Raw genomic sequence first — 24,725 nt, forward strand, 5'->3', positions numbered from 1 at the left:
ATCAGCGGAAATTCACGTTGCGGTCGCTGGTCATATCGTACAGACCAAACTTCCGACCAAGCTGCTGACCGCCGTCACGCGTCAGCGGCGTCCAGCCAATCGCTGCGCGGCTGCGGGTTGGGCTGGACGAGAAGAGATCCAACGGTACCGACACGTACACGCCTTTGGTGAAATCCCCTTCCCCGTACTCGTCCGGCGACACATCGGTGATCGTGGCATAGCCGCCAACCACCACGCCGCTGTCAAAGCGTTTCGCGATTTCCAGCGTACCGCCCTTGTCGCCAGCCAGATATTGACCGACGCTCGCTTTCACCAGCACATCCTGAGCAAACGACGGCGTCCAGTAGGCGGTCAAGTGACCGGTTTTCACGCTGTAATCGGTGAATTTCATCATATCCTGCGCGCTACGCCAGTCACGCTGTTTCACGTAGTTAGCGTCAAGACCAAACGCCCAGTTGCTGTCGACCGGGCGATACAGCACTTCCGCCCCTGCGCCGCCGTACATGGTCTCCAGATAACCGCCGTAAACCTGGCCGTAGAAACCGTTGCCGAGGTACTGGAAGTAGTTGGCTTGCAGGTTATTCACATAGATATCGTTCTGCACATATTCGCGCACATGGGTACGCACACGCGGAAGATGCGAATCGTTCGGTGGGTTGGTGTAGTTAAATTTGTCGTAATTGTTGGCGATATTGGCAAACAGACTGCCGGTGGTAAGCAGATGATCCGTTACCCACAGATCCGCCGTCCCCATCACGCCAAGCTGGTACATATAGAAATTTTCCGGGCCGCCGACAGACTGGTTCAACACCGGATCGATATGGAAATCAAAGCGCGATTTATCGATATACCAACCCTGCTCGGTTGTTTCCGGCACGATCGGCTCCACACGTTTTTGTGCCAGTGGGGTCTCGTGTCCTAATGGCTCGCCTTCCAGATGGCGTTTCAGGCTGGCGACATCGGTTTCCGTAGTGACCTGCGGCATATTGAGACGGTTTTCCGTCACGCGGATCGTGCGAACCCCTTCTGGCAGATCGTTCATGACGATCCGATTCGCGCGTTCGATCCCTTCCCGCGAGTCACGGTATTTCACCTGCTCGCCGGTGACGTACAGCGTATCGCCTTTCACCTGAATTTTAGGGTCCGCCAGTCCGGCGTTGTATTTCAGCAGCGTCAACTGGTTAGCGACGACCGAGTGTTGCAGGATGGCGTCCTGCGGCTCAGGCTGATATTTCGGTCGCGCGTTATCGTTATACGATGGGCGCAAATCGTTGAAGTTTGTCCGCAGCGTCACGCCAAACATGAAGGTGTTGCCGCGTTCATAGCTGAGGTTAACGTCGGCCCAATCGGTGACGCGGTAAATGGCGCCGACGTTAAACTTGCTCTTCTGCTCCAGCTTACCCGCGAAATCCTGCTGATAATTGTTGCCTTCATACTCCAGTTTCAGGCGCAGAGGCTGCCAGGGCGTTTGATACTCCACCCCGCCAAACAGCGACGCTGGCCCGTGGAACATATCGCTGCCGTTGACGGAACCGGCCTGTTTATAACTGTTATCGCGGTGACAGAATTTATCGCTGTATGAGCAAAACGGATTGCTCACGTTGCCGCTGGTGCCCAGATAACCCCAGCCAAGACCGAGCGAGAAATCAAACGGCCCCCAGGCTTTATTCGCCACAATGTATTCCGCATCGAACAGCCCCGTCCCGCCGATATCTCTTGCGCCGACCGCCACCTGCGGCATCCAGTAGCTCTCTTCCCATAACCGCAGTTTCAGGTCGAAGGCTTTGTCTTTGTAGGTCTGGTTGCCGGAAAACGACTCCACGCTGCTGTATTGTCTGGTACGCACGTCGGTATAGCGCAGCGTGGTTTCCAGCCACGGGAACAACTGTATCGACGCGGAGTAGTAGCGATACTGATCGTTATCACGATAGTTCAGGCTCATCTCCCCTTCCCGCGCCATTCGCGCCGTTGGCGTTTGCAGCAGCCCCACGCCGCCGAAGTCAGATTGTGACGGCCCAATGGGAGCCGGATATGTTTCGGCATGGCAGGCTGCGCTGATGCCCAGCGCCAGTAAGCTGAGCAGATGTGTTTTTTTCATTATTCGGGTATCCGCTGCGTCAGAGTACGAAGAATGTCGGCGTTAAGCGCATCCGGCGTGTTGCTCCATAGAGAATCCGTAAGACCGACAAAAATGATGCTGCCAGGCATCGGCTCAACGTGACGCTTGTTCCAGTAAGCGACCGGCGCTTTCTGCGTGCGTCCGTCGGGATAGACAACCCACGCATAGCTGCGATCCGCCCCGCTGAGCAGGCTTTGCTCATCAAGGTAACTGGCCACGTCCCGCCCCGGGCTGAAGGGCCGTTTACCCGGCTGGCTAACCAATCCAAACAGCGTAATATCTGTCGGCTGCCCGCCAACCCACAGCGTGTAATGGCCCTGCAACGGCGGATTGCCCCGTTCGCTGACGCGCACGGTATCCGGGTCAAGGTTAACGAGCTGTCTGCCGGTCACTTTCAATGTCTGCACCTGCTGGCGCAGCGTATTGATTGCGGCGGCGTCATCGCCGCTTTTCTCTGCGCCAAACGCAGCCAGGCGGCCCAATAATTCCTGCTGCTGGCGCTGCGCCGTGGCGGTAGCCCGCTCTTCGCTGATAACCGCGCCAGGCCACCAGCTGTTCGCCAGTTTCGGCTGCCCGACCAGATCGATCAGATGTTCCGCGCCGGTGAGCGTCTTCGGTTCTGTGCTGCCTGCGGCAAACACCTTCACGGTGCCTGCGGCAAAAGATGAGGAAGCGCACAAACTCAGGGCCAGCGCTGCAATGGTCTGTTTCATCATTGTTTTGCCGCCTTAATGAGCGTGGTTTTCACCGGGAAGTAGTCCGCCCCCAGATACTGCTCCGACTGGCGGATTTGCCCTTCGCTGTCGATCCAGTAGCGGTTATGCCAGCGCGCCTGGTCGGTTGTAACTTCTTCATCCAGTACGCGAACGGCGGTTACATCGCTACCGACCTTAATGCTGTCAGCGCCATCCCATTTAAAGACCGAGCGGGCGGTGGCGTAACGCACCTGTTTATGTTCCGTCCAGCCCATCGTGCGCGTCCACGTTGCGCCATCTACGATTTGTGCCGGTCTGGCCAATGGGTCAGCCGCCAGATTATTCACACCGATCAGATTATCGCCGCCGAGCAGGGTTTTAATCAGGCGACCATGCTGGGTCACGATGGTGGCCTGATCCTGCGTCACCCATTTCTGCTGCCCGTTCTCTGCGAAAGCGAGCACCACAAACAGCTGCGGCCCGCCATTGAGCTGCATGTACTGGCTGGCATAAGGCATGTTTTGAATGTCATCGTCCGTCAGTTGTACGCCCGGCGTACCGAACAGACTGTCCCACAGCGAATTACCCAGACCTTTAGTGGTGGCTGAGCAAGCCTGTAACAGCAGGCAAATGATGATAATTCCAGGTCGCTTCACGACTCTTCTCCGCATTATTGCCGGGTGGCCCCGGCCAGGAAGTCCCACAGGCTCAGGCAAGCTAAAATAACCACACCGAAGTGTGGTTATGATTAAACGTACCGGTGTTACTGGGTACTGGTGGTTGTGGTGGTAGTGGTTCCGGTATTAGAACCATCGCCACCGCCGGTCGCCGCCAGAGCGACGCCCACCGCCGAGCTTACGGTGCTGACGCTGGTCGCGGAGGAACTTCCCGCTGATACCGACGTCGCCGCCGACCCTGCTGCTTCACCCACCTGAACGGGGGCGGCCCAGACAGAAGTCGCCGCAAGCGCGGATATGGCAAAAATGCCATACAGAGCTTTTTTCATCACAATATCCCTTCATTGAATGAATGGAGATTTACCCGAAAAACGTTTCAGGCGGGATCGAGTATACACAACTAAAGCATGTGGATTGCGACAGGTCTAAATAGCGAGGCGGTTTTAGGATAATTAAACTTTTGGCTGGAATAGCATTTATATGCTAATTAAATATCTTTTAAAAACATCATATTAAAATAAAACAATGCAATATTTATTATCCGTATACTCTGAAAATAACACCGAGTAACTTACGGGTTATTCATTATTTTAGGATTAAGCTCAATATAAATCTTTGCGGAATAGCACAGACAACCGGAATTATCTTATAAAAAAAGCCGATAATAATATCGGCTCTAATTACAGATATATCACTTTTCTGCCGGATGGCGGCGGAACGCCTTATCCGGCCTACAGGACGCGCCGTTTGTAGGCCCGGTAAGCCTGGCGCCACCGGGCGTTACGCCATCAGGCACGCCATGCTTTATAACGGTTAATCAGACCGTTAGTTGAACTGTCATGGCTGGAAATCGCTTTATCATCACCCAGTTCCGGCAGGATACGGTTAGCCAGCTGTTTGCCCAGCTCAACGCCCCACTGGTCGAAGGTGAAGATGTTCAGGATCGCGCCCTGAGTGAAGATTTTGTGCTCATACAGCGCAATCAACGCCCCCAGGCTAAACGGCGTGATTTCACGCAGCAGGATGGAGTTCGTCGGGCGGTTGCCTTCGAACACTTTGAACGGCACCACATGCTCAAGCTGAGACGGATCTTTCCCCTGATCGCGATATTCCTGCTCAACCACCTCGCGGGATTTGCCGAACGCCAGCGCTTCGGTCTGAGCGAAGAAGTTAGACAGCAGTTTCTGATGGTGATCGGACAACGGGTTATGGGTTATCGCCGGGGCGATAAAGTCGCAAGGCACCATCTTCGTCCCCTGGTGAATCAGCTGGTAGAACGCGTGCTGGCCGTTGGTGCCCGGCTCACCCCAGATGATTGGGCCAGTCTGGTAGTCTACGGCATTGCCGTTACGGTCAACATACTTGCCGTTGGACTCCATATTGCCCTGCTGGAAGTAGGCCGCAAAACGGTGCATATACTGGTCGTACGGCAGAATCGCTTCGGTTTCTGCGCCAAAGAAGTTGTTGTACCAGATACCGATCAGCGCCAGCAGCACCGGCAGGTTTTTCTCAGCCGGTGTTGTGGAGAAGTGTTTATCCATCGCATGCGCGCCGGACAGCAGTTCAACGAAGTTGTCAAAGCCGACAGACAGGATGATAGACAGGCCAATCGCCGACCACAGAGAGTAACGACCGCCGACCCAGTCCCAGAATTCGAACATGTTGGCGGTGTCGATACCAAACTCACCCACCGCTTTCGCATTGGTGGAAAGCGCCGCAAAGTGTTTCGCGACGTGTTTTTCATCATTCGCGGTGCTCAGGAACCAGTCGCGCGCGCTGTGGGCGTTGGTCATGGTTTCCTGCGTTGTGAAGGTTTTAGACGCCACCAGGAACAGGGTGGTTTCCGGGTTTACTTTCTTCAGCACTTCGGCGATGTGGGTGCCATCGACGTTAGACACAAAGTGCATATTCAGATGGTTTTTGTACGGGCGCAGCGCTTCAGTCACCATGAACGGCCCCAGGTCGGAACCACCGATACCGATGTTGACCACGTCAGTGATCGCTTTACCGGTGTAACCTTTCCATTGACCTGAAATAATCGCTTCAGAGAAGGCTTTCATCTTCTCCAGCACCGCATTCACTTCCGGCATCACATCTTTGCCGTCAACGATAATCGGAGTATTGCTACGGTTACGCAGCGCAACGTGCAGCACGGCACGGTCTTCAGTACGGTTGATTTTTTCGCCAGAGAACATGGACTTAATCGCACCGGCCAGATCGGTCTCTTTCGCCAGATCCTGCAATTTCGCCAGCGTCTCTTCGGTGATGCGGTTTTTGGAGAAATCCACCAGCATCAAATCGTCAAACGTCGCGGAAAATCGGGTAAAACGGTCGCTATCTTTCGCGAAAAGATCCGCGATAGTAACGTCCTTCATGTCGTCGTAGTGTTTTTGTAGTGCCTGCCAGGCAGAAGTCTGCGTCGGATTGATGTTTTTCATTAGCAATACTCTTCTGATTTGAGAATTGTGACTGAGATCGATTGTAACGCCAGTCACAAAAAAGTGTGATTGTTTTAGTGCCGTTAGCCCGAACGCGAATCAAACGCGGATAAAAAGCAGCGAAAAGTATATACCCTAAATAATTCGAGTTGCAGGAAGGCGGCAAGGGAAGAAATCCCCAGGAGCATAGATAACTATGTGACTGGGGTTTCTGAGTGCAGCCAACACATCTGCAACTTGAAGTATGACGGGTATAGTCGTTATAAGCACTGTTACTGAGGGCCAGGACAGCATAAAAAATCCGCATAATCCCGGCGTTGACAGTCCCAGCCACACATTTTATTTATAAATACGGTATTTGCGCCTGCACCGGTTTCTGTTCTGCCCTTGTGCCATGGTCGCTTTTTTCATTCCCTGACACGAGGTTGATATGACAACTGCTGTTTCCCCGCTCGTCGTCGCCAAATTTGGCGGAACCAGCGTCGCCGATTTTGACGCCATGAACCGCAGCGCCGACGTGGTGCTTTCCGATGCTAACGCACGCTTAGTGGTGCTTTCCGCCTCTGCGGGCGTCACCAATCTGCTGGTAGCGCTGGCAGAAGGGCTGGAACCGCCAGAGCGCTTCGAAAAGCTCGACGCCATCCGTAAAATTCAGTTCGATATTCTGGAGCGTCTGCGTTACCCGAACGTTATCCGCGAAGAGATCGAGCGTCTGCTGGAAAACATCACCACGCTTGCCGAAGCAGCTTCACTGGCGACGTCAATGGCCCTGACCGACGAGCTGGTGAGTCACGGCGAGCTGATGTCCACCCTGCTGTTTGTGGAGATCCTGCGCGAGCGCAATATTCAGGCGCAGTGGTTTGACGTGCGTAAGGTGATGCGCACCAGCGATCGTTTTGGCCGCGCGGAACCGGATATCGCAGCGCTGTCGGAGCTGGCCACGCTACAGCTTGCCCCACGCCTGGCAGAGGGTCTGGTCATCACCCAGGGCTTTATCGGCAGCGAAAGCAAAGGCCGCACAACGACGCTGGGACGCGGCGGCAGCGACTACACGGCGGCGCTGCTTGCAGAAGCGCTGCACGCGGCGCGCGTCGATATCTGGACGGATGTGCCGGGCATCTACACCACCGACCCGCGCGTGGTGCCTGCCGCGCAGCGTATCGATGAAATCGCCTTTGAAGAAGCGGCGGAAATGGCGACCTTTGGCGCGAAGGTGCTGCATCCTGCAACGCTGCTGCCCGCCGTACGCAGCGATATCCCGGTTTTCGTCGGCTCCAGTAAAGATCCAAAAGCGGGCGGGACGCTGGTATGCAATAAAACCCAAAACCCACCGCTCTTCCGCGCGCTGGCGCTGCGTCGCAAACAGACGCTGTTAACGCTGCACAGCCTGAATATGCTGCATTCGCGTGGTTTCCTGGCGGAAGTGTTCGGCATTCTGGCGCGGCACAATATCTCCGTAGATTTAATCACCACCTCGGAAGTGAGCGTGGCGCTGACGCTGGATACCACCGGTTCCACTTCAACGGGCGACACGCTGCTGACGCAGTCTTTGCTGATGGAGCTTTCCGCGCTATGCCGGGTAGAAGTGGAAGAAAATCTCGCGCTGGTCGCGCTGATTGGCAACGATCTGTCTAAAGCCTGCGGCGTCGGTAAAGAGGTGTTTGGCGTACTGGAGCCGTTCAATATTCGCATGATTTGCTATGGCGCATCCAGCCATAACCTCTGTTTCCTGGTGCCTGGCGCCGAAGCGGAGCAGGTCGTGCAGAAGCTTCATCATAATTTGTTTGAATAAAATTTCCTCACGCGATAAATAATACCTATAGCCGGGCTCGAACCCGGCTTTTTTATAACTAAACAACACGACAATACTGCAAGGAATTTATTATGTTATCCGTTATCACCCGGCTGTTCCCGTTATGGGCGCTGCTGCTCTCTGTTATTGCGTATTACACGCCATCGACCTTCACCCCCATTGGCTCGTGGGTGACCACGCTGCTGATGCTGATTATGTTCGGCATGGGCGTACACCTTAAGCTCGACGACTTTAAACGCGTGCTTTCCCGCCCGGCGCCTGTCGCTGCCGGTATTTTCCTGCATTATCTGGTGATGCCGCTCGCCGCCTGGCTACTGGCGATACTGTTTAACATGCCGCCGGACCTCTCTGCCGGGATGGTACTGGTGGGCAGCGTCGCCAGCGGAACGGCATCTAACGTCATGATCTATCTGGCGAAAGGGGATGTGGCGCTTTCGGTTACTATCTCATCGGTTTCCACGCTGGTTGGCGTGGTCGCGACACCGCTGCTGACGCGCCTGTATGTGGATGCGCATATTCAGGTGGATGTGATGGGGATGCTGCTCAGCATTTTACAGATCGTCGTGATTCCAATCGCGCTTGGGCTGGTCATTCACCACCTGTTTCCTCGCGTGGTAAAAACCGTGGAGCCTTATCTGCCTGCGTTCTCAATGGTGTGCATTCTGGCGATCATCAGCGCAGTGGTGGCCGGTTCCGCCTCGCATATCGCATCCGTTGGTTTTGTGGTGATTGTGGCGGTGATCCTGCACAACACCATTGGTCTGCTCGGCGGTTACTGGGGCGGTCGCCTGTTTGGCTTTGATGAGTCCACCTGCCGCACGCTGGCGATTGAAGTTGGAATGCAGAACTCCGGCCTTGCGGCGGCGCTCGGTAAAATTTACTTCTCTCCGCTGGCCGCGCTCCCCGGCGCGCTGTTCTCGGTCTGGCATAACCTCTCCGGCTCACTGCTGGCCGGTTACTGGTCAGGCAAGCCGATTGCCGAGAAGCCGCGTGATAGGGTGAAGGTGTAGACCTGATAAGCGTAGCGCCATCAGGCGCAATCCGTGCACGTCGCCGGATGGTGGCTAACGCCTTATCCGGCCTACACAGCCTCTGCACTTTGCCGTACACTGGGTTATCTGACTGACCGAGGGTACATTTATGGCACTCCCACGCATCACCCAAAAAGAGATGACCGAGCGCGAGCAGCGTGAACTGAAAACGCTGCTCGACCGCGCGCGCATTGCACATGGCCGTCCGCTCACGAATGCGGAAACCAACAGCGTGAAAAAGGAGTACATTGATAAGTTAATGGCGCTGCGCGAAGCAGAGGCCAAAAAAGCCCGCCAGTTGAAGAAAAAGCAGGCTTATAAACCAGATACTGAGGCGTCGTTTTCCTGGTCGGCCAATACGCCGACGCGCGGCAGACGTTAACGCCCTTTCTTCTTCCGCCCCGGCGAGGTAAAGCGTTTTCCGTTTGACGCCGGGCGCGCTTTCTCGTTGGTTTTTTCGATTTTCACCACCGGACGCTTAATGCCCGCCGTTTTCGGCTTCGCTTTCGCCTTCGACGTCGGTTTGGCTTCTGATGAAGAGTTTTCGATCAGCTTAAACAGAGCGATGAGTTCGTCATCCGTCAGATCCCGCCACTCGCCGGGCGGCAGACCGGATAAACTCACGTTCATAATGCGCGTGCGTTCGAGTTTCGTCACTTCATAGCCAAAGTGCTCGCACATGCGGCGGATCTGGCGGTTCAGCCCCTGAATCAGGGTAATGCGGAAAACAAACGGCGCTTCCTTCTTCACCTTGCACTTTTTGGTCACGGTGCCGAGGATCGGGACGCCTGCGCCCATACCGCGAATAAAGTCATCCGTTACCGGCTTATCAACCGTGACCAGATACTCTTTCTCGTGATCGTTACCGGCACGGAGGATTTTGTTGACCAGATCGCCGTGATTGGTAAGAAAGATAAGCCCCTGGGAGTCTTTATCCAGGCGGCCAATCGGGAAAATACGTTTGCTATGGTTCACGAAATCCACGATGTTATCGCGTTCGCTGTCTTCCGTGGTACTGACAATCCCTACCGGCTTGTTCAGCGCGATAAAGACCAGATCTTCCGCTTCGCGCGGCTCAATCAACCGACCATTCACCTTCACCACGTCGCCAGGCATCACCTGATCGCCAATGGTGGCGCGTTTGCCATTAATGAAGACATTCCCTTGTTCAATGTAGCGATCCGCCTCGCGACGCGAGCAAATTCCGCTTTCACTGATGTATTTATTTAATCGGACAGATGAGTCGGGCAGCATAAATTCTCCTGTAAAAGCGAAATATACCGCACCTTGCGGTCAGGGAAAAAGCGTCGAATGACAGGAGTGCGGCTCACCGCTGCTCATAAAGTCGATGACATCACGAAATCCCCCTGCGAGACGCGTTCCAGAATATCGATAACCACATCGTGAGCCACATCAGCAAGCGGTAAGATGAGCGGTGGTAGCATCACGGATGTTTTTACTTTTTGATTACTGGAGATGTCATGGAACTGCTGTTATTGAGTAACTCCACTCTGCCGGGAAAAGCCTGGCTGGAACACGCGCTGCCGCTGGTGGCGGAACAACTGCATGGCCGCCGTTCAGCGGTGTTTCTCCCGTTTGCTGGCGTCACGCAAACCTGGGACGATTACACAGCGAAAACCGCCGCAGTCCTTGCGCCGCTCGGCGTTTCAGTGACCGGTATTCATAGCGTTGCCGATCCGGTCGCAGCGATTGCCGATGCGGAAGTGGTGATTGTCGGCGGAGGGAACACTTTCCAGTTGCTAAAAGAGAGCCGTGAACGTGGGCTGCTGGCGCCCATCGTGGCTGCCGTTAAACGTGGCGCGTTGTATATCGGCTGGAGCGCGGGCGCGAACCTTGCCTGTCCGACTATTCGCACCACCAACGATATGCCGATCGTTGACCCACAAGGATTTGATGCGCTGGGTCTGTTCCCGTTGCAGATTAACCCGCACTTCACTAACGCGTTGCCGGAAGGTCACAAAGGAGAAACCCGCGAACAGCGTATTCGCGAGCTGCTGGTGGTCGCGCCGGAGTTAACGGTGATTGGCCTGCCGGAAGGCAACTGGATTCAGGTGAGCAAGGGGCAGGCGACGCTCGGCGGCCCGAACACGACGTATGTGTTCAACGCGGGTGAAGAAGCGGTTCCTCTTAAAGCCGGTCATCGCTTCTGATCGTCGCTATGTAGAATGTAAAATGCCTGATGGCGCTACGCTTATCAGGCCTACAGGATAGTGCTTATAACGTAGGCCGGATAAGGCGTTTCACGCCGCCATCCGGCAATCAGCAATCAATAGTCATCCCGCTCGTCGTCTTCATCCGGCTGCTCCAGCACGCTGTAAGCCACCGAACAAAACAGCGAATTCAGGCGTTGCATATCGCCCAGCAGTCCCAGATGCAATGAGCTGGTTTCGATGCTCTGTACGTTCTGCTGGTGCAGGCGATCCACATGCGCATGTGAATAACGACGATTGAGAATACGGAAACGATGTTTGCTGCGACGCAAACGTCGGGCGCTGGTGACGTCGCCGGAGAAAAACACCGACATCGCCAGTTGCAGGTTGCTGAGTAACTGATCATACAGCGCATCCAGCTCTTTCAGCCCTTCAATGGAAAACGCCCGCCGCGCCGCCAGCGACTTGTCGGCAATCTCGCTGCCCATCCGTTCGACGATATCTGAGGCCTGCTCCAGGTTCAGGGACATCTCGATGATTTCCGCCCAGCGCCGTGACTCTTCCTCCGCCAGTTCCTCTTTCGGCATCCGCGCCAGATAGAGTTTGATGGCGGTGTAAAGCACGTTGATATCATCCGCCAGCTTGCGCAGCTCTTTCTCTTCGCGCGGCTCGCCGTGCATCACCTTTTTCAGACCTTCCATCATCTGCTCCATCGCATCACCAATGCGCAGCGCTTCCCGGGCGGCATTGGCTAACGCGAGCGTTGGCGTGTCCAGCGCGCTGACATCCAGATGTTTAGGCTTCAGATGGGCATCCAGTTCCGGTTCATCGCGGATAATACGTTTACAGAAACGCGCCATCGGTTCGGCGAACGGAATCATCACCAGACACCGCGCCAGGTTGTAAAAAACGTGGAAGTAGATAACCAGTTCGGATTTTGGCAGCGGTAACGCATCCATCGTATCGGCCAGCACATGGACAAACGGCAGGATAATCAGGCTGCCCACCAGCTTAAACAGCAGACTGCCCAGCGCCACGCGGCGAGCGGCGGCATTGGCTGCGCTGTTGTTGAGCATCGCCAGCAGGCCGGAACCAAGGTTGGCGCCGATGACCAGGCACAACGCGACCGGGAACGATATGATGCCCGCCGCCGTCAGCGTGGCCGTCAGCAGGACGGCTGCCAGGCTGGAATAGCTGATGATGGCAAACATGGCGCCAATCAGCGCATCCAGCATGATGTCGCCGGTCAGCGAGGCGAAGATGACCTGTACGCCATTCGCCTGAGTAATCGGCGTCACCGCCTGCACAATCAGCTCCAGCGCCAGCAGTATCAGGCCAAGACCGATCCCCACTCGCCCCAGTTGTCCGGCGCGTGACTGCTTACGCCCCAAAAAGAAGATAACGCCGATGAAAATCAGCAGCGGCGATAACCATGACAAATCAAAGGTAAGGATACGCGCCATCAGCGCGGTCCCCACGTCGGCCCCCAACACAATCACCAGTGCAGGCGTCAGGGCGACCAGATCCTGGGCGACAAATGACGTCACCAGCATAGTCGTGGCGTTACTGCTTTGCACCAGCGCAGTAACGCCGATACCCGCGCAGAAGGCGAGCGGTTTCTTTTCAACACTGCGGCTGAGAACGGTACGCAGACGAGCACCGAAAACGCGCATCACGCCGGTACGCACAATATGGGTGCCCCACACCAGCAGGGCAACAGCAGAAAGCAGGTGTAGCAGAGTTAACACAGAATCAGGTACTCCTTATCATTATTATGATGTTCAGCCTTTTTACCGGATGGCGCTGCGCTTATCCGGCTTACGGGGATATTTGTAGGCCGGATAGGCGTTTACGCCGCCATCCGGCAAGCAGCCCCGTGAACCTTCTTCCAGTATAAGGGTTTCAAAACAATAAAGAGACAGGGCGCCCGATGAGCACCCTGTTTGTTGTAAGGAAAAATGACAGTTTTATGAACTAGTCGGCATCATAGCCCAGGTTGGAGGCCAACCAGCGCTCCACCTCCGCGACCGTCATCCCTTTACGCTGCGCATAATCCTCCACCTGATCGCGCTGTATTTGCGCGACGGTGTAGTACTTGCTGTCAGGATGGCTGAAGTACCAACCGGAAACGGAAGCGCCCGGCCACATGGCGTAGGATTCGGTCAGCTTCATGCCGGTGTGTTTTTCCACGTCCAGCAGTTGCCAGATGGTGCCCTTCTCAGTGTGCTCCGGGCAGGCCGGATAGCCTGGCGCCGGACGAATCCCCTGATAGTTTTCGCGGATCAGTTCCTCGTTGCTGAGGTTCTCATTCGCCGCATAGCCCCAGTAGACTTTACGTACCCGCTCATGCAGGTATTCCGCAAAGGCTTCCGCCAGACGGTCGGCGATCGCTTTGACCATAATCTTGTTGTAATCATCATGCTGCGCCTCGAATGCCTCTGCCAGCGCATCCTCTTCCAGACCGCCCGTGACGGCGAAGGCGCCGATGTAATCCTCTTTGCCGCTCTGTTTCGGCGCAACAAAGTCAGACAGGCAGTAGTTGGCGAAACCCACCTTCTCCGTTTGCTGACGCAGATGATGGCTGACCGCCAGCACATGGGTACGCGTCTCATCGCGATAAATTTCGATATCATCACCCACACGGTTTGCCGGGAACAGCCCCACCACGCCACGCGGGTTGAGCGTCTTCTCGGCACTCAGTTTATCCAGCATGTCGTTGGCGTCTTTAAACAGGCGTTTCGCCTCTTCGCCCACCACTTCGTCTTCGAGAATGCGCGGATATTTCCCGGCCAGCGACCAGGTCATAAAGAACGGCGTCCAGTCGATGTAGTTGCGCAGCGTTTCGATACTGGCCTCAACGTCCTGCACGCCCAAACGGTGAGCGACAGGCGGTGTATAGCTTTCCCAGTCAAATGCCAGGTCATTATCACGCGCGGCGGCCAGCGTCACCGGCGGCGTGCGCGGTTTCTTACGCGCATGCTGGATGCGCACGGTTTCATACTCTTTACGGGTACGGGCGACAAACTCATCGTGCTGGGTTTCAGACAGCAACGCCGCCACGACGCCCACGGTACGCGAGGCGTTCTGGACATAGACCGTCGGGCCGCTGTAGTTCTGCTCAATCTTCACCGCCGTGTGCGCTTTGGACGTGGTCGCGCCGCCAATCAGCAGCGGGATGGTGAAGCCCTGACGTTCCATCTCCTTCGCCACGTTAACCATTTCATCCAGCGACGGGGTAATCAGGCCGGAGAGACCAATCAAATCCGCATTCACTTCCTTTGCGGTTTTGAGGATTTTTTCTGCCGGCACCATAACGCCAAGATCGATGATTTCATAGTTGTTGCACTGTAAAACGACGCCAACAATGTTTTTGCCAATGTCATGCACGTCGCCCTTCACGGTGGCGATAACCATTTTACCGTTGCTGGAACCCTGCTCTTTGCTGGCTTCAATAAACGGTTCCAGATACGCCACCGCCTGCTTCATGACGCGGGCCGATTTCACCACCTGCGGCAGGAACATTTTGCCTTCGCCGAACAGATCGCCCACCACGTTCATACCGTCCATCAGCGGCCCTTCGATAACCTCGATCGGACGCGTCGCCTGCTGACGGGCTTCTTCGGTATCCTGTTCGATAAACTCGGTAATGCCTTTTACCAGCGAATACTCAAGGCGTTTTTTCACTTCCCAACTGCGCCATTCCGCTTGTTGCGCATTGGCTGAATCATCGGCTTTGCTGCCACGGTATTTTTCCGCCAGCGCCAGCAGACGCTCGGTGCTATCGTCGCGGCGATTGAGGATCACATCTTCCACCGCGTCGCGCAGTTCGGCGGGCAGGTCGTCATAAATCGCCAGTTGCCCGGCGTTGACGATCCCCATGTCCATACCGTTACGGATGGCGTAGTAGAGGAACACCGCATGAATCGCTTCGCGCACCGGATCGTTGCCGCGAAACGAGAAGGAGACATTAGAGACGCCGCCGGAAATCAGCGCGTGCGGCAGTTCGCGTTTGATATCTTCACAGGCACCGATAAAGTCCTGCGCGTAATTGTTGTGCTCGTCGATACCGGTCGCTACGGCAAAAATGTTCGGGTCAAAGATAATGTCTTCCGGCGGGAAGCCCACCTCTTTGGTGAGAATGTTGTACGCCCGACGGCAAATCTCGATCTTACGCGCGCGGGTATCGGCCTGCCCTTGTTCATCAAAGGCCATCACCACCACCGCCGCACCATAGCGACGCAGCAGCTTCGCATGGTGGATAAAGGTTTCCACGCCCTCTTTCATCGAAATGGAGTTAACGATGCCTTTACCCTGAATGCATTTCAGCCCTTTTTCGATGACCTCCCATTTTGAGGAGTCGATCATGATCGGTACGCGGGCGATATCCGGCTCACCGGCAATCAGGTTGAGGAAGCGCACCATCGCGACTTCGGCATCGAGCATCCCCTCATCCATGTTGATATCGATAATCTGCGCGCCGCTTTCCACCTGCTGGCGGGCGACATCCAGCGCTTCGCTGTATTTCTCTTCTTTGATCAGCCGCTTAAATTTAGCGGAACCGGTGACGTTGGTACGCTCACCCACGTTTACAAACAGGCTGTCATCGCCAATATTCAACGGCTCAAGGCCAGAGAGACGACAGGCAACCGGAATATCGGGCAGTTTACGCGGCGCTAAACCATCAACCGCGCGGCTCATCGCGGCAATGTGTTCCGGCGTCGTCCCACAGCAGCCGCCGACAATATTGAGAAAGCCCGACTCCGCCCACTCGCGGATCTGCTTCGCCATCGTATCAGCATCAAGATCGTATTCGCCGAAGGCGTTAGGCAGACCGGCATTCGGGTGTGCGGTGACATAGCATTCGGCAATGCGCGCCAGTTCCTGCACATACTGGCGCAGTTCATCCGGCCCCAGCGCGCAGTTAAGACCGAAGGTGAGCGCTTCGGCATGGCGCAGCGAGTTATAAAACGCTTCGGTAGTCTGGCCGGAGAGCGTGCGCCCGGACGCATCGGTAATCGTGCCGGAGATCATAATCGGCAGCTCGACGCCCAGCGCTTCAAATTCTTCTTTCACCGCAAAAACGGCAGCTTTCGCATTCAGCGTGTCAAAGACGGTTTCAATCAGAATCAGGTCTGACCCGCCTTCCACCAGCGCTTTGGTAGATTCGCGATAGGCCGCGACCAGCTGATCGAAGGAGATATTACGAAACGCCGGGTCGTTCACGTCCGGCGAGATGGATGCGGTGCGGTTGGTTGGGCCAAGCACGCCCGCAACGTAGCGCGGTTTTTCCGGCGTGCGCGCCGTCCATTCATCGGCGCAGGCGCGGGCCAGTTTCGCAGCGGTAAAGTTGATTTCCGCCGACAGGGATTCCATCTGGTAATCCGCCATCGCAATCGTCGTGGAGTTAAACGTGTTGGTTTCGATGATATCCGCACCCGCCTCAAAGTAAGCGTGATGAATCGCGGTAATCACCTCCGGCTTGCTGAGTACCAGCAGGTCGTTGTTGCCTTTCAAATCGCAGGGCCAGTCAGCAAAACGCTCGCCGCGAAAATCCTCTTCACTCAGGCGATAGCTCTGGATCATTGTCCCCATGCCACCATCCAGAACCAGAATACGTTCATCTAACTGCGCACGCAGTTGTTCAACTTTGCTGCTCACGACTTGCTCCCGACAACACTCAACCTGGACCGAAAAAAGGCCAACAAACCATACTGGCATAAACACGACAGGCGGAAAAGAGAACAACGGGCAACATGAGACATGTTCAGCTTCACTCCTCCGATCAGTGCAGGAATTCTTGCATTATATTTTAATAAAACGAAAATGATTTCCACGATACAGAAAAGGAGTCCGCCATGGTTGCCCCTGTCCCCGCGAAACGCGGTAGAAAACCCGCCGCTGCCACTGCGCCCGCAACCGGGCAGGTTCAGTCGCTGACCCGTGGCCTGAAGCTGCTGGAGTGGATTGCCGAATCCAACGGCAGCGTCGCGCTGACCGAACTGGCGCAGCAGGCGGGCCTGCCGAACTCCACGACTCACCGTTTGTTGACCACCATGCAGCAGCAGGGCTTTGTGCGACAGGTGGGAGAGCTGGGCCACTGGGCCGTGGGCGCCCATGCGTTTATCGTCGGCAGCAGTTTTTTGCAGAGCCGTAATCTGCTGGCGATTGTCCATCCTATCCTGCGCAAACTGATGGAAGACTCCGGCGAGACGGTCAATCTGGCGGTGCTGGATCAGAGCGATCACCAGGCGATTATTATCGACCAGGTACAGTGCACACAGCTGATGCGCATGTCTGCGCCCATCGGCGGCAAACTGCCAATGCACGCTTCCGGCGCCGGGAAAGCGTTTCTGGCGCAACTCAGCGAAGAGCAGGTGACTGGCCTGCTGCACCGTAAAGGGCTGCATGCCTATACCCACGCCACGCTGGTGTCGCCGGTACATCTGAAAGACGACCTCGCCCAGACGCGCAAGCGCGGTTATTCCTTTGATGATGAAGAGCACGCGCTTGGCCTGCGTTGCGTTGCGTCGTGCATTTACGACGAGCACCGCGAGCCGTTTGCCGCGATCTCAATTTCCGGGCCGATTTCCCGCATCACTGACGATCGCGTCACCGAGTTTGGCGCGATGGTGATTAAAGCGGCGAAAGAAGTCACGCTGGCATACGGCGGGTTTAGATAAGCAAGGCTTGCCGGATGGCGGCGCAAGCGCCTTATCCAGCCTACAGTCACGTGTAGGCCCGGTAAGCGCAGCGCCACCGGGCGTCAAGCCGAAAATCTGAAGCAAAACCGCTGTTTGCGCCGATAGGCGTAAACATCTTCCACATGTCCTTCGCGGATACGCGTCTGTAACGCCCGCCAGTAGTCGGCACGGAACAGGTCGGCGTGCATTTCCTCAAATAACGGCCCAATTCTTGGGTCAGCGCACAGCCAGTGGCGAAACTCTTCCGGGAAAACATCCCCTGGCGAAACGCTGTACCAGGGCTCGCTGGCCAGCTCATCTTCCGGGTAGCGCGCTTGCGGAATGTCGCGGAAATTCACTTCCGTCATGTAGCAAATTTCATCGTAATCGTAGAACACCACGCGCCCGTGGCGGGTGACGCCAAAGTTTTTAAACAGCATGTCGCCGGGGAAAATGTTGGCGGCGGCAAGCTGGCGAATCGCATTGCCGTACTCTTCAATCGCGTCACGCAGTTGCTGGCCCTCCACCTGCTCCAGCCAGATATTCAGCGGCACCATACGACGCTCAATGTAGAGATGGCGAATCACTATCTGATCGCCAAGGTCGATGATTTTCTCCGGCGCCTCCTGGCGCAACAGCGTCATCAGCGCTGGCGCGATTCGCCGCTTCTCCAGCACAAAGTTCTCGAACTCCTGCGTATCGGCCATCCGCCCGACGCGATCGTGTTCTTTAACGAGTTGATAGCAAGCGCGCACATGGGCGGCCGACATCTCTTTTTGTGGGGCAAACCTATCCTTGATGATCTTAAACACCCGGTCAAAGCCCGGCAGCGTAAACACCAGCATCACCATGCCACGAATACCGGGCGCTTCAATAAACTGCTCATCGCTGTTCGCCAGATACAGTAAATACTCGCGATAGCTCTCGGTTTTCGCATGCTTCTGACAGCCAATCGCCATGTACAGCTCGGCGGTGGTTTTACCTGGCAGGATCTCACGCAGCCACTCAACCAGCGCGGCGGGCAACGGCGCGTACACCATGAAGTAGGAACGGGCAAAACCAAACACGATACTGGCCTCAGCCGTGGTGGTCAGGCAGGTATCGACAAACAGTTCGCCTTCATCGGTGCGATGAATCGGCAGCAAAAACGGCAACGTGCCGGCTGGGGTCAGCAACTTCCCCACCAGCCAGGCGGCTTTATTGCGATAAAACAGCTCATTCGCCACCTGCAAATAGCTACGGTGCAAAGCCTCCGCTCCGAACGCTTCCGTCAGGTGAGCAATGATGTAATGAATATCACGGCTTTTGTTTTGCCAGGGCAAACGCAGCGGTAGATCGCTGAGAATACGCGTCAACAGCGGTTCCCAGCCGTGATCGGGGAAGAAATCTTTCGCCAGCGGGCGCGGGATCGTGCGAAACCGGCGTTCAGGCTGGGAGCTAAAGATAAAAAGCCGCTCGGGAGTGAGCGAGCGGTGGTCAAATAACCGACAGTAGACGGAGTTAAAAAAGCTCTCCGCAATCTCGAAGCGCGGGTAATCCGGCAACAGCCGGGTGTAATGCTCTTTGACACGCAGTAAAAAGGCCGCATCGGTGCTTTTGCCGTCAGTAATGCAGCGCAACTGTTCCACCACCAGACCAACGTGATGATCGTAGAGGTGGATACGGTTTTTCATCGCCTGCTGCACGGCATGCCAGTCGGCCTGTTCAAAGCGCTGCTGCGCGCCGGAAGTCACTTCCAGAAATCGACCATACTGCGCGTCAAAGCCTTGCAGGATGGTTTGAGCAATCAGTAATTCCAGGCCACGCGACATGGTTTGTCCTCATCAGTTGCCGGATGGCGGTGCAAGCGCCTTATCCGGCCTACGGTTCGGGGTAGGCCGGATAAGCGTAAGCGCCATCCGGCATGAATCAGAACTGCGATTCTTCAGTAGAACCCGTTAATGCCGTCACTGAGGAGGTACCGCCCTGAATAATGGTGGTCACTTTGTCGAAGTAGCCTGTCCCCACTTCCTGCTGATGGGACACGAAGGTGTAACCGTCTTTGGCCGCCGCAAATTCTGGCTGCTGAACCTTCTCAACATAGTGGCGCATGCCTTCACCCTGCGCATAGGAATGTGCCAGGTCGAACATGTTGAACCACATGCTGTGGATGCCCGCCAGGGTGATGAACTGGTACTTGTAGCCCATGTCCGACAGCTGCTGCTGGAAGCTGGCGATGGTTTTATCGTCCAGGTTCTTCTGCCAGTTGAACGACGGCGAGCAGTTGTAGGCCAGCAGTTTACCCGGGTATTTCGCATGGATGGCATCGGCAAAGCGCTTCGCCAGTTCAAGGTCTGGCGTGGAGGTTTCGCACCACACCAGGTCTGCGTAAGGCGCATACGCCAGCCCACGGCTGATCGCCTGTTCAATACCGGCACGCGTGCGGAAGAAGCCTTCGCTGGTGCGTTCGCCGGTAATAAATTCACTGTCGTACGCGTCGCAGTCGGAGGTTATCAGATCTGCCGCATCCGCATCGGTACGGGCAATCAGCAACGTCGGTACGCCCATCACGTCAGCCGCCAGACGCGCAGCCACCAGTTTCTGAATGGCTTCCTGCGTCGGCACCAGAACTTTGCCGCCCATATGACCGCACTTCTTCACCGACGCAAGCTGATCTTCGAAGTGAACAGCCGCTGCACCGGCTTCGATCATCGATTTCATCAGTTCAAACGCGTTCAGTACGCCGCCAAAACCGGCCTCCGCATCGGCAACGATCGGCAGGAAGTAATCGACAAAGCGCGGATCGCCAGGCTCAATGCCGGATGCCCACTGGATCTGATCCGCACGACGGAAAGTGTTGTTGATCCGATCCACGACCGCCGGAACAGAGTTTGCCGGGTACAGCGATTGATCCGGGTACATGCTGGAGGCCAGGTTAGCGTCCGCCGCCACCTGCCAGCCGGACAGATAGACCGCCTCAATGCCCGCTTTCGCCTGTTGCAGCGCCTGGCCGCCGGTCAGTGCGCCGAGGCTATTGATGTAGCCTTTTTTCGCGTCGCCATGCAGCAGACGCCACATTTTGGCCGCGCCAAGCTGCGCCAGCGTACATTCCGGGTTGACCGAGCCGCGTAATTTCACCACTTCCTCCGCGCTATACGGGCGACGGATGCCTTCCCAGCGCGGTTGCGTCCATTCTTTCTGTAACTCTTCGATTTGTTGGGTACGGGTTTTCATGTGCAGATGCTCCATATTGTTATGTGGTGAGTTAAGCCAGCAGGCGGTAGCCTGGCAGGGTCAAGAAATCGATCAGTTCATCAGAGGTAGTGATCTGCTCCATCAGGCGCGCGGCTTCATCAAAGCGCCCGCTGCTGAAGCGGTGCTCTCCCAGCTCGTCCTGGATCACCAGCATCTCTTCGGCCAGCATCTGGCGGAATAGCGCTTTCGTGACGGGTTTGCCGTTGCTCAGGGTTTTCTCGTGATGAATCCATTGCCAGATAGAGGTGCGGGAGATTTCAGCCGTTGCCGCATCTTCCATCAGGCCATAAATCGGTACGCAGCCATTGCCGGAGATCCATGCTTCGATGTACTGCACCGCCACGCGAATATTGGCGCGCATCCCCTCTTCGGTACGATCGCCCTCGCAGGGCGCCAGCAGCTGTTCGGCAGTAATGGGCGCATCTTCATCACGGGTAACAAACAGCTGGTTCTGGTTTTCGCCCAGCGCCTCGTTAAAGACCGTCATCGCGGTGTCCGCCAGCCCCGGATGCGCGATCCAGGTGCCGTCATGACCGTTATTGGCTTCCAGCGCTTTGTCCGCTTTCACTTTGTTGAGCACTTGATTGTTGCGCTCGGCGTCTTTGCTCGGGATAAACGCCGCCATGCCGCCCATCGCAAATGCGCCGCGCTTGTGGCAGGTTTTGATCAACAGCCGTGAATAGGCGCTGAGGAACGGTTTATCCATCGTCACCACCTGACGGTCCGGCAGGACGCGATCCGGGTGATTTTTCAGTGTTTTGATATAGCTGAAAATGTAATCCCAGCGGCCGCAGTTAAGACCAACAATATGGTCACGCAGCGCGTGCAGGATCTCATCCATCTGGAAGACGGCAGGCAGCGTTTCAATCAGCAAGGTGGCTTTGATGGTGCCGCGCGGCAGATTAAAACGGTCTTCGGCATAGCTGAAGACTTCGCTCCACCAGGCTGCCTCCTGCCAGGCCTGAGTTTTCGGCAGGTAGAAATACGGGCCGCTGCCTTTTGCCAGCAACGCTTTATAGTTGTGGAAAAAGTAGAGAGCGAAATCAAACAGGCTGCCAGGAATGGCTTCACCACGCCAGGTCACATGTTTTTCCGGCAGGTGTAAACCGCGTACGCGACAAATCAGTAACGCCGGGTCCGGCTTGAGTTGATAGATTTTCCCGGCTTCGTTGGTGTAGCTGATGGTGCCGTTCACCGCATCACGTAGGTTGATCTGGCCATCAATCACTTTGCTCCACTCCGGCGCCAGTGAATCCTCAAAGTCAGCCATGAACACTTTCACGTTAGCATTCAGCGCGTTAATCACCATTTTACGTTCTACCGGGCCGGTGATTTCCACGCGACGATCCTGTAAATCGTCAGGAATACCGCGAATTTTCCAGTCACCTTCACGAATGGAAGCTGTTTCCGAAATAAAATCAGGCAACTTACCGTCATCAATATCCTGCTGTTGCTGAATACGAGCAGCGAGGAGTTTGTTACGCTTTGGCGTAAAACGCGTCACCAGTTCGGTCAGAAACTCTACCGCTTCTGCGGCCAGAATTTGCTTCTCCTGCTCACCATAAGGCCTGGTAAAGGTCAGTTCATCGGTTGTCGTTGCCTGTTGATTCATTATGCAGCTCCTCGTCATTGATCCGAATACATCCCCAATGCGAACGAAGGATCGTTGTGTGGTTTTCGTTCAGCACAACTAAGACTACTCAATTAAATTTCAAAATCAAAAACAATTTCCATTTTTAATTTAATTATCAATTAACTTATTGATAACAATAAAAATAAAGTTTAATTACAAGATGAGCGGCATTTCAGAAATAAAAAAGGCACCCGAAGGTGCCTGTTTCAACATGCTGAAACGCTTTAGGATCGTGCGCTACAGAAGATTAATCCAGCGTTGGATTCATGTGACGCAGATCATATGGCGTGATCTGGTAGACGTAATAGTTGAGCCAGTTGGTAAACAGCAAATTACCGTGGCTACGCCAGGTCGCGCGAGGTTTGTTTTGCGGATCGTTTTTCGGGAAATAGTTGTACGGTACATTCGGACTTAAACCTGCTTCAACATCCCGGAAATATTCACTGGCCAGCGTATGGGCATCGTACTCCGGGTGACCGGTTACAAACGCGATACGTTTATCTTTGCTGGCGAACAGGTAGGCATCTCCATCTTCGGTTTCTGCGAGGATCTCAAGGTCGGTATAGTCCCGAATCAGCGCCGCCGGGAAGTCGGCATAGCGTGAGTGCGGAGCAAGGAATGAATCATCAAAACCACGAGTCAGTAAAGCATGAGGATGAAGGATGTGATGTTCGTAGACGCCGGAAAGTTTATCTGTGCGGGTTTGCTTCGGAATGCCATAGAGAATATTAAGCGCGGCCTGTACCGCCCAACAGACAAACAGCGTTGAGGTGACGTGATCTTTTGCCCACTCCAGCACCTGCTTAATCTGCGGCCAATACGCAACATCATTAAACTCCACCAGACCCAGAGGCGCGCCGGTGACAATCAGCCCATCGAAATTCTGATCGCAGATATCCTCGAAGTTACAGTAGAAGTTGTTCAGATGCTCTGCCGGTGTATTACGCGATTCACGAGCATCAATCCGCAAGAGTTGAACATCGACCTGAAGCGGTGAGTTTGACAGCAGGCGCAGGAACTGGTTTTCCGTTTCGATCTTCTTCGGCATCAGGTTGAGGATAAGCACCTTCAGCGGACGAATTTCCTGGCCAGAAGCGCGGGATGTCGTCATAACAAAGACGTTTTCCTCACGTAAGAAATTGACGGCGGGTAGCTCGTCCAGCACGCGAATTGGCATAACCTGATAACCTCACTACATACGTTTAAACGTTTAGACATCCAGATAGCTGAAGATACCCAGAAATTCTTCTAATGTCGAGCCTGCATGTTGAAGGTGAGAAAGTTTCACGGCGGTGTTTACGATAGAATATAAGCACAAAGAAAAGGAGATAATATGGTTATTAGCATTCGCCGATCGCGGCAGGATGAAGGGGAAAAACTGATTGCTATCTGGTGTCGTTCTGTTGATGCTACGCACCATTTTCTGTCTGCATCCTATCGGAGCGAGCTGGAAGAGCTGGTGCGTTCTTTTTTACCAGAAGCGCCGTTATGGGTGGCAGTGACAGAGCAGGATGAGCCCGTCGCGTTTATGCTGCTGACCGGGCAGCACATGGATGCCCTGTTTGTCGATCCCGACGTTCGTGGCTGCGGCGTAGGGAAATTGCTGGTTGAGCATGCGTTTACGCTGGCCCCCGAGTTAACAACCAACGTTAACGAACAGAATGAACAAGCGGTTGGGTTCTACAAAAAGATGGGATTTAAAGTGACAGGACGTTCAGAGGTAGACGATCTTGGCAGACCGTATCCGTTATTGAATCTGGTTCATACGTAGGCCGGATAAGGCGCAGCCGACATCCGGCTGCGCCCGGACGCATAAACGCAAAAAGGCCATCCCTCAGGATGGCCTCTTCACTTAATTAATGCCTGGCAGTTCCCTACTCTCGCATGGGGAGACCCCACACTACCATCGGCGCTACGGCGTTTCACTTCTGAGTTCGGCATGGGGTCAGGTGGGACCACCGCGCTACGGCCGCCAGGCAAATTCTTTGTGCCCTTAAAACGAATCTTTTACCCTGATACTGCGTTGGCTGCGCCCGTAAACTCAGTCACATACCTGTGTATGCTCCTTCCTTTCCTTCGCTTGCCGCCTTGTCTCAGCGTAAAATCTTTCGTTTTCGCAAAATCTGTAATCAGGCTGAAAATCGTCTCTCAAATCGCCAAAACATCTTCGGCGTTGTAAGGTTAAGCCTCACGGTTCATTAGTACCGGTTAGCTCAACGCATCGCTGCGCTTAC

General features: G+C 55.1%; 18 protein-coding genes and 1 rRNA gene. 6 read left to right on the forward strand and 13 right to left on the reverse strand.

Annotated features, from left to right (window positions below):
• Position 1: 1 nt before the first annotated feature.
• The 5 genes from OGX75_RS01265 to pgi form a co-directional block, all read right to left on the reverse strand.
• Positions 2-2,098, reverse strand: coding sequence for a YjbH domain-containing protein (locus OGX75_RS01265; protein WP_071257660.1), 2,097 nt, complete (start codon positions 2,096-2,098; stop codon positions 2-4).
• Complete coding sequence (locus tag OGX75_RS01270) at positions 2,098-2,835, reverse strand: capsule biosynthesis GfcC family protein (RefSeq protein WP_012134659.1); 738 nt, start codon at positions 2,833-2,835, stop codon at positions 2,098-2,100. Before OGX75_RS01270 ends, OGX75_RS01265 begins: the two co-directional genes overlap by 1 nt.
• Positions 2,832-3,470, reverse strand: a complete 639-nt coding sequence (locus tag OGX75_RS01275; protein ID WP_115615257.1) for a YjbF family lipoprotein — start codon at positions 3,468-3,470, stop codon at positions 2,832-2,834. The genes OGX75_RS01270 and OGX75_RS01275 overlap by 4 nt, the downstream gene beginning before the upstream one ends.
• Before the next feature lie 107 nt (positions 3,471-3,577).
• Entirely contained in the window at positions 3,578-3,820 is a 243-nt protein-coding gene (gene yjbE, locus OGX75_RS01280; RefSeq protein WP_012134661.1) for an exopolysaccharide production protein YjbE, read from the reverse strand.
• 459 nt (positions 3,821-4,279) lie between these two features.
• Complete coding sequence (pgi, locus tag OGX75_RS01285) at positions 4,280-5,929, reverse strand: glucose-6-phosphate isomerase (RefSeq protein ID WP_012134663.1); 1,650 nt, start codon at positions 5,927-5,929, stop codon at positions 4,280-4,282.
• Between the two features lie 430 nt (positions 5,930-6,359).
• Here pgi and lysC point away from each other — a divergent pair, with 430 nt between their 5' ends.
• The 3 genes from lysC to OGX75_RS01300 all read left to right on the forward strand — a co-directional run bounded on the left by lysC (position 6,360) and on the right by OGX75_RS01300 (position 9,155).
• Positions 6,360-7,721, forward strand: coding sequence for a lysine-sensitive aspartokinase 3 (gene lysC, locus OGX75_RS01290; protein ID WP_047459700.1), 1,362 nt, complete (start codon positions 6,360-6,362; stop codon positions 7,719-7,721).
• Between the two features lie 92 nt (positions 7,722-7,813).
• Entirely contained in the window at positions 7,814-8,752 is a 939-nt protein-coding gene (gene panS, locus OGX75_RS01295; RefSeq protein ID WP_101744391.1) for a ketopantoate/pantoate/pantothenate transporter PanS, read from the forward strand.
• A gap of 130 nt (positions 8,753-8,882) precedes the next feature.
• Positions 8,883-9,155: a YjbD family protein gene (locus OGX75_RS01300; RefSeq protein ID WP_012134667.1), complete on the forward strand. Its 273-nt coding sequence runs from the start codon at positions 8,883-8,885 to the stop codon at positions 9,153-9,155.
• Here OGX75_RS01300 and rluF read toward each other — a convergent pair.
• Positions 9,152-10,027: a 23S rRNA pseudouridine(2604) synthase RluF gene (rluF, locus tag OGX75_RS01305; protein ID WP_012134668.1), complete on the reverse strand. Its 876-nt coding sequence runs from the start codon at positions 10,025-10,027 to the stop codon at positions 9,152-9,154. The two genes, OGX75_RS01300 and rluF, sit on opposite strands and share 4 nt — an antisense overlap.
• A 227-nt stretch (positions 10,028-10,254) precedes the next feature.
• Here rluF and pepE point away from each other — a divergent pair, with 227 nt between their 5' ends.
• A complete protein-coding gene (pepE, locus tag OGX75_RS01310; RefSeq protein ID WP_110494811.1) occupies positions 10,255-10,944 on the forward strand; it encodes a dipeptidase PepE in 690 nt (229 codons plus the stop codon).
• A 116-nt stretch (positions 10,945-11,060) separates the two neighbouring features.
• Here the strand turns inward: pepE and OGX75_RS01315 are convergent, their stop codons facing one another.
• A complete protein-coding gene (locus OGX75_RS01315) occupies positions 11,061-12,692 on the reverse strand; it encodes a Na/Pi cotransporter family protein (protein WP_024130841.1) in 1,632 nt (543 codons plus the stop codon).
• A 226-nt stretch (positions 12,693-12,918) separates the two neighbouring features.
• Positions 12,919-16,602 carry a methionine synthase gene (metH, locus tag OGX75_RS01320; RefSeq protein WP_024130842.1) on the reverse strand — a complete coding sequence of 1,228 codons (3,684 nt, stop codon included), beginning with the start codon at positions 16,600-16,602 and terminating at the stop codon, positions 12,919-12,921.
• A 197-nt stretch (positions 16,603-16,799) separates the two neighbouring features.
• Between metH and iclR the strand changes: the two genes are divergently transcribed.
• Entirely contained in the window at positions 16,800-17,624 is an 825-nt protein-coding gene (iclR, locus tag OGX75_RS01325; RefSeq protein WP_047459716.1) for a glyoxylate bypass operon transcriptional repressor IclR, read from the forward strand.
• Positions 17,625-17,707: 83 nt separating this feature from the next.
• On the opposite strand, the gene aceK is transcribed toward iclR, so the two are convergent.
• The 4 genes from aceK to metA form a co-directional block, all read right to left on the reverse strand.
• Positions 17,708-19,435, reverse strand: a complete 1,728-nt coding sequence (gene aceK / locus OGX75_RS01330) for a bifunctional isocitrate dehydrogenase kinase/phosphatase (RefSeq protein WP_286450953.1) — start codon at positions 19,433-19,435, stop codon at positions 17,708-17,710.
• A 97-nt stretch (positions 19,436-19,532) separates the two neighbouring features.
• Positions 19,533-20,837, reverse strand: a complete 1,305-nt coding sequence (gene aceA, locus OGX75_RS01335) for an isocitrate lyase (protein WP_024130843.1) — start codon at positions 20,835-20,837, stop codon at positions 19,533-19,535.
• Between the two features lie 31 nt (positions 20,838-20,868).
• Positions 20,869-22,470, reverse strand: coding sequence for a malate synthase A (gene aceB / locus OGX75_RS01340; RefSeq protein ID WP_115182237.1), 1,602 nt, complete (start codon positions 22,468-22,470; stop codon positions 20,869-20,871).
• Between the two features lie 268 nt (positions 22,471-22,738).
• Positions 22,739-23,668: a homoserine O-acetyltransferase MetA gene (gene metA / locus OGX75_RS01345; RefSeq protein WP_012134677.1), complete on the reverse strand. Its 930-nt coding sequence runs from the start codon at positions 23,666-23,668 to the stop codon at positions 22,739-22,741.
• Between the two features lie 156 nt (positions 23,669-23,824).
• Between metA and OGX75_RS01350 the strand changes: the two genes are divergently transcribed.
• A complete protein-coding gene (locus OGX75_RS01350; RefSeq protein WP_058668401.1) occupies positions 23,825-24,262 on the forward strand; it encodes an acetyltransferase in 438 nt (145 codons plus the stop codon).
• Positions 24,263-24,352: 90 nt separating this feature from the next.
• Here the strand turns inward: OGX75_RS01350 and rrf are convergent.
• A 5S ribosomal RNA gene (gene rrf / locus OGX75_RS01355) occupies positions 24,353-24,468 on the reverse strand.
• Between the last annotated feature and the right edge of the window lie 257 nt (positions 24,469-24,725).

The organism is Citrobacter sp. CK199, from assembly GCF_030333285.1.
Taxonomy (GTDB): domain Bacteria; phylum Pseudomonadota; class Gammaproteobacteria; order Enterobacterales; family Enterobacteriaceae; genus Citrobacter_B; species Citrobacter_B koseri.

Coding starts and splice junctions, on each gene's coding strand:
- aceK (WP_286450953.1), bottom strand. CDS start 19,435: ATGTCGCGTGGCCTGGAATTACTGATTGCTCAAACCATCCTGCAAGGC.
- yjbE (WP_012134661.1), bottom strand. CDS start 3,820: ATGAAAAAAGCTCTGTATGGCATTTTTGCCATATCCGCGCTTGCGGCG.
- aceB (WP_115182237.1), bottom strand. CDS start 22,470: ATGAATCAACAGGCAACGACAACCGATGAACTGACCTTTACCAGGCCT.
- pgi (WP_012134663.1), bottom strand. CDS start 5,929: ATGAAAAACATCAATCCGACGCAGACTTCTGCCTGGCAGGCACTACAA.
- panS (WP_101744391.1), top strand. CDS start 7,814: ATGTTATCCGTTATCACCCGGCTGTTCCCGTTATGGGCGCTGCTGCTC.
- OGX75_RS01300 (WP_012134667.1), top strand. CDS start 8,883: ATGGCACTCCCACGCATCACCCAAAAAGAGATGACCGAGCGCGAGCAG.
- iclR (WP_047459716.1), top strand. CDS start 16,800: ATGGTTGCCCCTGTCCCCGCGAAACGCGGTAGAAAACCCGCCGCTGCC.
- aceA (WP_024130843.1), bottom strand. CDS start 20,837: ATGAAAACCCGTACCCAACAAATCGAAGAGTTACAGAAAGAATGGACG.
- pepE (WP_110494811.1), top strand. CDS start 10,255: ATGGAACTGCTGTTATTGAGTAACTCCACTCTGCCGGGAAAAGCCTGG.
- lysC (WP_047459700.1), top strand. CDS start 6,360: ATGACAACTGCTGTTTCCCCGCTCGTCGTCGCCAAATTTGGCGGAACC.
- rluF (WP_012134668.1), bottom strand. CDS start 10,027: ATGCTGCCCGACTCATCTGTCCGATTAAATAAATACATCAGTGAAAGC.
- OGX75_RS01270 (WP_012134659.1), bottom strand. CDS start 2,835: ATGATGAAACAGACCATTGCAGCGCTGGCCCTGAGTTTGTGCGCTTCC.
- metA (WP_012134677.1), bottom strand. CDS start 23,668: ATGCCAATTCGCGTGCTGGACGAGCTACCCGCCGTCAATTTCTTACGT.
- OGX75_RS01350 (WP_058668401.1), top strand. CDS start 23,825: ATGGTTATTAGCATTCGCCGATCGCGGCAGGATGAAGGGGAAAAACTG.
- OGX75_RS01265 (WP_071257660.1), bottom strand. CDS start 2,098: ATGAAAAAAACACATCTGCTCAGCTTACTGGCGCTGGGCATCAGCGCA.